This is a genomic window from Nitrosospira multiformis (assembly GCF_900110185.1).
In the GTDB taxonomy this organism is placed as follows: Bacteria; Pseudomonadota; Gammaproteobacteria; order Burkholderiales; family Nitrosomonadaceae; genus Nitrosospira; species Nitrosospira multiformis_A.
Window position 1 is genome coordinate 1 of the sequence record NZ_FOCT01000026.1, and the last position, 8,457, is coordinate 8,457.

Annotated in this window: 10 protein-coding genes; 5 read left to right on the forward strand and 5 right to left on the reverse strand. The window is 49.0% G+C overall.

From position 1 onward, the window contains the following. The first annotated feature begins 433 nt into the window (after positions 1-433). The 5 genes from BMY01_RS16500 to BMY01_RS16520 all read left to right on the forward strand — a co-directional run bounded on the left by BMY01_RS16500 (position 434) and on the right by BMY01_RS16520 (position 4,215). A complete protein-coding gene (locus BMY01_RS16500; RefSeq protein ID WP_074749203.1) occupies positions 434-727 on the forward strand; it encodes a hypothetical protein in 294 nt (97 codons plus the stop codon). Next, positions 717-1,004: a hypothetical protein gene (locus tag BMY01_RS16505; RefSeq protein WP_074749204.1), complete on the forward strand. Its 288-nt coding sequence runs from the start codon at positions 717-719 to the stop codon at positions 1,002-1,004. Before BMY01_RS16500 ends, BMY01_RS16505 begins: the two co-directional genes overlap by 11 nt. Before the next feature lie 399 nt (positions 1,005-1,403). Beyond that, positions 1,404-2,099 carry an HK97 family phage prohead protease gene (locus tag BMY01_RS16510; RefSeq protein WP_074749205.1) on the forward strand — a complete coding sequence of 232 codons (696 nt, stop codon included), beginning with the start codon at positions 1,404-1,406 and terminating at the stop codon, positions 2,097-2,099. Positions 2,100-2,407: 308 nt separating this feature from the next. After that, a complete protein-coding gene (locus BMY01_RS16515) occupies positions 2,408-3,511 on the forward strand; it encodes a phage major capsid protein (RefSeq protein WP_175463305.1) in 1,104 nt (367 codons plus the stop codon). A gap of 101 nt (positions 3,512-3,612) precedes the next feature. Then, positions 3,613-4,215, forward strand: coding sequence for a helix-turn-helix domain-containing protein (locus BMY01_RS16520; protein ID WP_074749207.1), 603 nt, complete (start codon positions 3,613-3,615; stop codon positions 4,213-4,215). 302 nt (positions 4,216-4,517) lie between these two features. Here the strand turns inward: BMY01_RS16520 and BMY01_RS16525 are convergent, their stop codons facing one another. From BMY01_RS16525 to BMY01_RS16545, 5 genes are all read right to left on the reverse strand, one after another. Continuing rightward, complete coding sequence (locus tag BMY01_RS16525; protein ID WP_074749208.1) at positions 4,518-5,600, reverse strand: restriction endonuclease, SacI family; 1,083 nt, start codon at positions 5,598-5,600, stop codon at positions 4,518-4,520. Positions 5,601-5,606: 6 nt separating this feature from the next. Continuing rightward, positions 5,607-6,524, reverse strand: a complete 918-nt coding sequence (locus BMY01_RS16530) for a DNA adenine methylase (RefSeq protein ID WP_074749209.1) — start codon at positions 6,522-6,524, stop codon at positions 5,607-5,609. A 22-nt stretch (positions 6,525-6,546) separates the two neighbouring features. Continuing rightward, complete coding sequence (locus BMY01_RS16535) at positions 6,547-7,143, reverse strand: recombinase family protein (protein ID WP_074749210.1); 597 nt, start codon at positions 7,141-7,143, stop codon at positions 6,547-6,549. 183 nt (positions 7,144-7,326) lie between these two features. Beyond that, the gene (locus BMY01_RS16540; protein ID WP_074749211.1) at positions 7,327-7,635 is read right to left on the reverse strand and encodes a ribbon-helix-helix domain-containing protein; all 309 of its coding nucleotides are present in this window, start codon (positions 7,633-7,635) and stop codon (positions 7,327-7,329) included. Beyond that, positions 7,632-8,273 carry a nucleotide-binding protein gene (locus tag BMY01_RS16545; protein WP_074749212.1) on the reverse strand — a complete coding sequence of 214 codons (642 nt, stop codon included), beginning with the start codon at positions 8,271-8,273 and terminating at the stop codon, positions 7,632-7,634. Before BMY01_RS16545 ends, BMY01_RS16540 begins: the two co-directional genes overlap by 4 nt. Positions 8,274-8,457 lie beyond the last annotated feature (184 nt).

Sequence of the window (8,457 nt, forward strand, 5' to 3'; positions counted from 1 at the left end):
ATATGAATCTTTATTAGATTTGGCAAAAGCGGACACTTTGGCACATTGACTATGTAAGAATGGAGGCATATTATTAATTCGGTAGGCGTAAGTGCGTCCAGAGGAAGCAACAACTCCATGTTTATCGTCCATTTGCGCACCTTGATCTAGGTAAAAATTCCGGTAAAATGCTGTAATTGTAGGATGCTTAGAATTGCGTCCGCAGGATACCGAACCCGGCTTGAGCTGGGTTTTTCGTTTTTAGACCAAGAAACTTGGCATACCTTGACAAGGTAAAAATGCCGGTTTATTCTTTGTTTTGTAGTATGTTCATAAGTGCGTCCAGAGGAAGCGCTGCCACATCGAATTCCATGTGAAACCCGGTTAAAGCCGGGTTTTCTGTTTTTAAACCCAGAAAATCAGAAACCCGCCTCGAGCGGGTTTTTTTTCGCCTATGCATTCACAATCAAACCAAGACCGTCTCATCGCGCAGGAAATTGCGCGTTACCTCAACTCCAATCCTTCCGAGAAGCTCCGGGCCTGGGTTAGCCAGCGCAGCGAGCCATTTTGTCTGGACGATGCAGCCCAACAAGCGTTAGGCTTGCCAGCAGGAGGCGTGCGGCGGGAAATCAGCACGCGCATCGGAAACATTCTGATCAAGGAAATTGGCTGCCGCCGCTTTCGAAGCGGATCCATACCTCAGTTCTGGTACATGCCGCCTCAGGCAGGAGAGAGCAATGATTGGTAAAGCCGAATTTTTATCCGAAGAAGACCAGATCTTGTTGTGCTTGTCTCTCAAAAGCGATTATGCCCAGGCAAAACTCCAGGCATGGGTGCAGTCCCGCCAAGAGCCCTTTTCCTTGTCTGATGCGGGGCGGTGTCTTGGAATTCCTCCAGCGTACCTTGAGCGCTACATGCGGATTCGGATAGGGAGAATTCTGAAAAAATTCGGCTGCAGGCGTATTGAAAAACGGCTGGAAACTGTGCGCTTTCTGTATTTGCCACCGGAAAAGCCGCATGGGTAAAGGCTCTTCCACATGTTAGACACCTCAGACACCTCATGCACACCTCAAAGCCGAGGTGTGTAGCGCGAAAGCCGCATGGATAAAGGCTCTTCCACATGTTAGACACCTCAGACACCTGAAATCGGGTTTTTTCACGCGCGCGTGCGCGCGCCACACACACAGTAATTAATAAAAAAAAAACAAAAAAAGAAATCCAAAAAATAAGGGAGTCTATTTAGTACTTGTGGATACGTCAATTCCTTGTGGAAGCTTTTTTTTAAGCTCAGCCACGTTGCCGACGTCGTTTCGTGCTTCGAACAAAGCTTTTCCATTGCCTGTCGGCAATGGGCCGACACATGATTCCTGTTAACTTCCTTTTGTGCTTTGAACTTTGAACATCTGTTAATGGAGGCTCTAATTATGTTTAGAAAGGCTCTTTCCCTTGGTGATTGTGAAATCAAGCTGCAAAACAACTCCACCCGTTTCTCCGGGTATGCATCGACTTTTGGCAAGGTCGATCTGCAAGGCGACCTCATCATGAAGGGAGCGTATAGCGATACGCTGCGGAAATACGGCATTCCCAAAATGCTCTTGCAGCATGAATCATCCTCCTTGCCGATTGGCAAATGGGTGTCGGTCAAGGAGGACGATCACGGCCTTCTTGTGGAAGGGGAGTTCACGCCGGGCCTTGCGCGTGCCGAAGAGACGCGGGCTGCGCTCAGGCACGGCACTGTTGATGGTTTGTCCATCGGTTACCTGCTGCAAAGGGGTGACTATGAGGACGGGCCGGAAGGCCGCGTGATCAATCGCGTCAGCCGCCTGCTGGAAATATCGGTGGTGACGTTCCCGGCCGATACAGCGGCAAGAGTGGATCTGGAGTCGGTCAAAAAGGAAGAGATCGAGCAGCTTGAAACAGTCAGGGATTTGGAGCGGTTCCTGCGGAACGAGGGTCTGTTTAACCAGGCAACAGCCAAAAGGCTGGTGGCAAAACTGCGCGAGCTGGTGTCAGGCGACGAAGAAGAAAAGGACAGCGCGGAAAAAGAGCGGTTTGAAAAAATCACCGGCAACATCTTCACGATATTTTCCCGGGCGAAGCCAGGCACCGAACCGCACTGAGGGATGGGGGGGTGAAAAGTCAGACGCGGTTGACTGGGAACCCGATTGCCAAGGCAGAAAAGTGTGAGCGCAGAATTGGCAAGGGGGGACTTACCTTGTTGTATTTAAACATATATTACACCTGAAAGAGCGCTTTTCAGGTGCAGCAATAGCCAGAACAGCTTGTGGGGGATCCACAAGCGATTTTGAGGACAGGAACGGGATGTTCCGATCCGCGCTGCTGGTGTTTCAGGAAAGTGCCACGGGATGTGGGCTGTTCGGCGAAACAGATGCGCACACCAACTGACATTTTTTTGAAAGGAACGGACATGAGTTATGAATCCATAAACGGAGCCCTTGTGGGCATTGAATCTGAATTGAAATCCTTTACCGACAGGGCGGAGAAGAGGATTGAGGCACTTTCACGAAAGCAGCGAGAGCTTTCCGATGAACTGCTGGAAGTCAGGCAGCGGCAGAGCGCGCCCGGGCCTGAGGCATCCGGGCTGAGCGGTCACAAATCCATCGGGGCGCAGGTATGGGCAGGCATGGAGTCCAACAGGGATTTGCTTGCAAAGACGAAGTCGCTGCGGCTGGAAATCAAGGCGGCTGCCGACCTGATCACGACTGACAATGTCGGAAAAGTCGTGTCGGGAGGCCTCGCCCTGCCGCTTGGAGCGGCGCTCGGCATCCAGACCGGCCTGCCTGCCCGTGAGGTCTCTGGCATAACCTCATTTGAGTATTCCCGCTATACCGGAGTACAGGGTGCCGCGGCTGTCCAGGCGGGGGAAGGTGGAGCCAAGGCTCCAATCCGGCCGGATTTCACCCCGGTGCAGCAGGCAGCGATCACTATCGCCGGCTTTACGAAAGTGTCCAAGCAATCGTTGAGCGACAGCGCAGAGCTGAAAACGGCGATTGATGTCACGCTGCAACGCAGCATCGCACAGGCGCTGGATGACACGCTGGTGAATGGCAGCGCAACACCGGCTTTCGAGGGATTCAACACGCTGGGTACAAGCTATACCAGTCTGCTTTATCCCAGTCTTGCGGATGCTGCCAGCGAAGCGGTGGCCACCATGCAGGAAGCAGGCTTTCAGCCTAACGTGGTGGCTTTCAGGCCGTCCGATTTTCTCGGCGTGCAACTGGCCAAGACAACGGAGGGAGAGTACCTGGCCGGGCCCTACCTTCAGCCATTGCCGGAATCACTGCGTGGGCTGAGGGTGGTTTTGTCGCCGAATGTACCCTCCGGGAAGGTGATGGTTGCAGATACCGCGTATCTGGAGCTTCTGGTCGTGGACAATTTCTCGGTTGAAGTCGGGTATGTCAACGATGACTTCACGAAAAACATCGCGACCATTCTGGGGGAAGTCAGGGTAATTCCTACTTTCCGTGCAGTGGGCGCAGCCCGGGTTATCACGCCTAAAGCTGCTGCTTAAACAAAAAGCCCCACCAAAAAGGTGGGGCTTGCTACCATCCTTTCCCGTCAACTCCCCCGACTGACAGCTCCATCATGACCATTGGCATTTGAAAGGAAGAAATGAAAAAACAAGATCAGGCCGAATTATTTAAGGCTGAAACTGCTTGGTTTCATGTATTCAAAGACATGATAGACAACGGTGACATGGCGAAGCTCGATGGCAGCACCATCAAGGTTTATCTAGTCATCAAGTCATACACGAATTTTGTAACTGGAATGGCTTTTCCGGGAATTGATCTCATCGCTGAGAAAGCTGGGTTGAGTGCAGGTCAAGTAAAGCGCTGCTTAAAGAGTCTGGAAGAGTCCGGTTACATCACAAAGGAAAAGTTCGGACGTAACAACGTCTACACCTTGAGGGAAAAAGTTGTCATCAACGACACACAGGGCAGGCCACAAGCCGTCGCGACATGGGACTATATTCCAAACAACGTTAAAACTGCGATGGCGGAACTGAAGCATGCAGTGGTTACGGGTGAAATGCTAGGCGGCAAGATAATCCACATCGAGAATCTCGTCCTCAATGTAGCGACTGGAGACCATGCCACGCAGGTAAATATCAATTCGGCAGACTTTGACAAACTATCACCAGAACTACAGGAAAAGTTGCTTTCTCTGCGCAAGTCCATCAACAAACCTAAGGCAAAGTTATCCACAGAAAAATAGGTATCACCCATGATACGTATCACCCATGATACCTATCACAGAGAAATAGGTATCACCCATGATACCTATCACAGAGAAATAGGTATCATGGGTGATACCCTAACTATATTCTTTTATATCTTAAAAAAGATAAGCTATTAGATGACTTAGGCTGTGGTAATGCTTGCCAAGCAATGAATGGATTCGAGAAACCAAAACCGGTCTATAGGAAAAGGGCTAGAAGGCTTTTAGAGCGATTTTCAATACTCGATACAGTGATACCTATCAACTCAGAGAGAAAAAACATCTGGACCGTTCTGACGTTATGGGCCGACGATCTGTCTTACAATGTCATTCCACGCAACTTTGACTGTTGCCGGGACTTTCCGCGTGTCAAGCAAAGCTAGAATTTCTTGGATAAAGATACCTCGACCTTTTGCTCCGATAGTGCCGAGGTTGTGAATAATCCAATCACCCACTTGCAAGAAATTGACCTCATGACCTTGCGAAAAATAAGTGCGAGCAGCTGCCTTGGCTTCCTCTGTCGGTAGCGAATTCGCGTAAATAAAAAGATAATCCGCAATAGCATGACGTACGATCTTGGTGTTAAAGGTTGATACTACACGGGCTTTTTCGATAGGACGCTCTGTGACCTCCACAGCAAGAATCATCACGTCACCTTGCATTACAGTCACGTCTCCACCTACGCCGGATGCTTTGTCAGCAACATTAATGTCCTGCCACTGCACATCCCATGTAAGACCAAAGTAAGATTTGATAGTACGCAGTATGGCGACAGTCAACAGCACAGGAAGTAAGCCGCCGCTCGGTACCTGCAAGAGTTTATCGAGAAGAATCCCGAACTGATCGAGACTGAGACGACTAATGCGCGACAAGGGAATCGTTGAAGCATCACGCAGCTTTACAAACCGGAATAGCAGATAGATGGCAAGAGATCGGGCAGTTGCTACATCCGCATTTTCCAGCGCTTCAAGGTAAGCCAGGAAGGCTGTATAGCCTTCTTTGTCGCGTAGTCCTCCTCCCGTTTCAGGGGTGAATTTCACGCTGCGCCGAAAGCTTGCGAGATAAGGCCCTTTTGATGATGGAATCAATCGGTCATGCAAAAAAGGGTTAACCACTTTCTCATCAAGCGTACGTCCATTAAATGCATACATCCCTTGATTCACATAGGGGTACCGGATATTGATAGACTGGTCTAACAGCCGAGCTAGGGCACAGCCTAATAGAGCTTCTCGATAAGACTGCGTAGAGGAAGCGAAAAGCGTATCGGCTATTTTTTCAATGCTAGGATCTATCTGCAGCGGTAACTGTGTTTGAAATGCGACCTCGGCCTCAGTAAAGAGATCATCCAGCAGTGCTGCAGCATCAGAGTAGTCAATCCCCACGATGTATCAGTAATTCATCCATAGGCTTTCTTGGCGTAGCTGCTTGATCGAATGGCATTGCTTCATAGGTGCATCGTAACGATTCCATCCTTTGTACCACTCATCCATCGTATCGCAACGATAACCCGATACTGCAACCTTACCTTTGCATTGCCTGAGCGTGTCCGCTAGCTCGGAATGCTGTACAGTATCCATCTCAAAGCCATAGGCTTTGCTGTCACCGCGTGTCTCGTGAAGATAAGGTGGATCGCAATAAAAGAGCGTTTCCGCACTGTCATAGAGACGAATCACTTCAACGGCGGGTCGATTCTCAATCTGAACGCGCAATAGTCTCAGAGCAATTTCTTCAAGCGCCTCAACTCCACCTAGCCATCGCGATACAACGCCTGACATCCCGGCGCGGCTAGTGTTTTTGCAATTAGCCCATCGACCCAGAGTAGCAGTTTGGGCAAGCCCAGTGCGAGCTTGGCGAGCCCGAATGTAAAAACGACGGGCTCGCTCAAGCTCGGGGATGCCTTGGATGCTGCCATTGATTGCGCGATGAAATTCTTCGCGTGAAAAGGGTGTAAGTGCGATGGCTCGTACCAAATCGTCTTGACGATCGCGCAATACGCGGAAGAAATTCACCACGTCACCGTCGATATCGTTATAGGTCTCAACTGGAGAGGGTTCCCGGTTGAGTAAAACCGCGGCAGAACCGGAAAATGGCTCGCAGTAGTGGTGGATTCTCGGTAAGCGAGGTAATAGCCAATCGAGATGACTGAACTTCCCACCGTACCAACCGAAGACAATGCGTCGTTTCCGCCTGGGTCGACTGAGAACGACAACATTATTAAGGGCATCCTCTTCATCCAGGTATATCGGCGAAAGGTTGCGCTTGTTGTCTAGCAGTAATGATTCTGATTGTTTTGAGGTGCGTGGCATGGATTTTCTCGTTTTAGTTGAGTTACTGTCCGGTATTTGTGAACAAGTCGAGCGTAGTACGGTTACTGGCTGCCGCCGGAATCTTGCGATAGAGAGTTGCAGTAGATATCCCCATGCTCTTGGCGACGTTGCGAGGGCTCTCACCAGCGTCGATTAATTTCTTTATATGGTCAATTTGGTCGGGAGAGAGTTTTGGTTTGCGCCCAACCTTCGCACCGCGCCGCTTAGCAGAAGCCATACCCGCACGAGTTCGTTCGGTAATCAGTGCACGCTCAAACTCGGCCAGAGCACCAATGATGTGAAAGAGCAAGCGGCCCGACGCGCTTGTTGTGTCAATGGACTCTGATAATGAGCGAAAGCCAATATCGCGTTCGCCTAGCTGCTTTGTGATCTGGATCAGGTGTGATAGTGATCGACCTAGACGGTCGAGTTTCCAGACGATCAACACGTCTCCGGACTTCAACGCAGCTAACGCCTTATCGAGAGCTGGCCGCTTGATCGCACCTCCGCTTATACCTTCGTCAGTGAAGATACGCTCGCATCCAGCAGACTTCAGCGCCTCAAGCTGAAGGGCCGGATTCTGGTCAGTGGTAGAGACGCGCGCGTAGCCAATAAACATACCACATTATGAGAATAAGTTTAGAGAATCACAAGTATTTGATTTGATAGAGCAAGAATTATTTCTCAAAAAGTACCCGTTTTGAGAAATAGCGAGATGGGATAATTTGCTTTTTACAGAAAGAAAGGCGCGATAAGAAATAAAAGATATAACTAGAGGAGTTTGAATCATGCTTAAAAAGCATTACTCACCTCTATAAGGTTCAGGAATCCCATACTTTGCGCAAAGATCATTGATTGCTTCTCCCAAAAGCTCCTTGGTTAGTTTTCCTTCGTTGTTCGGGTGTGCTTGCACCAGCAGTAATGCACGACGTACCTGGGGAGAAAAATGTGCCCCTATCATCACTGTTTTATTGGCGGCTTTTTTCTCTACGGCGCTGACTGGTTTTGTTTCAGGCTGAGGCGTCACCTTGTGAACGAGTTCAGACTGCTTTTGCACCTGTCCGGCAGCCATAGCTTTGAGTCCTGCAGCCAGAGGATTAGGTTTTTTCATAATTGACCTTCCTTATCTTCATATAGGGCTATATTTATATATTTATATAGCTCGGTAAGCTCAAGAGCAGCTTTACCGTTGGGATCATATTCGAGGGCAGTTTGACCTAGATTGGTAGCATCGCCATAAGCCGATCGCTGAAATATCACTACAGGACAAACCTTAAAGCCCATTCCTTCTATTGCTTCCTTTGTGTCTAAGTGACGTCTTCCTTGCACTGGAGCTGCATTTATTATGACCAAAGCAGGAGGATTACCTGCAAGGGTGAGGATGTCTTTAACATTTAGCAGGGTTTCGATATCGAAGAGCTGAGGCCGGATTGGTAGCAGAACTATGTCCGCAACCTTGGCTGCTTCTATAGTGGCTTCTGTACTTTTTCCTGCTGTGTCGATTACAACTAGCTCAGCTCCCTGCTCTTTTGCCTCTGTTAGCACATTACGTAGTCGGGAAACCTGGCACGAGACTACTGCGGGATGCTCCACCTCTCTCCGATCTCCCCAATTAGCCGCAGTGGTTTGGGGATCAAGATCGATTACGGCAACTGATTTGCCATCCAAAACACCCGCAACGGCAAGTCCTAATGCCGTCGTCGTTTTACCATTTCCACCCTTTTGTCCAATGATAGCCAAGGTCTTCATCGTATATTCCTATATTTATAAATTTATATATTTTTATATTTATATATTTCTATATAAATAAATTCATATAATATTATATTAATATAAGGATATGAATCTTTATTAGATTTGGCAAAAGCGGACACTTTGGCACATTGACTATGTAAGAATGGAGGCATATTATTAATTCGGTAGGCGTAAGTGC